Source organism: Pseudomonas sp. SDO52101_S400, assembly GCF_054071635.1.
Map to the genome: position 1 here is coordinate 1 of NZ_JBSVWF010000170.1, position 255 is coordinate 255.

At 65.1% G+C, this 255-nt stretch carries 1 protein-coding gene; it reads right to left on the bottom strand.

Annotated features, from left to right (window positions below; translation table 11 throughout):
* A partial coding sequence (locus tag ACW9HX_RS29200; RefSeq protein ID WP_457383227.1) for a type VI secretion system Vgr family protein occupies positions 1-255 on the bottom strand: 255 nt, incomplete at both ends.

The window sequence follows — 255 nt, forward strand, 5'->3', positions numbered from 1 at the left end:
CCAGACGTTCGGCGGTTTCCGGCAGGTCCTTGTGGTGTTTCGATTCGTTCGGGCGTGGCTCGGTGGTGATCAGCAATCCCGCGCCCGCACGCACGGCGCCATGGCGATCGGTGCGCAACTCGAAGCCTTCGCCCCGTGGCTGACCGCCGCTCGGACGTGGATGGGTCAGGTAACCGAGGTTGATCGCACTCGCGCCGTGATCACTGCGCAGCGCGATGCTGATTTCGCTGGTGGTGTCGTCGATGCGCAGTTCGT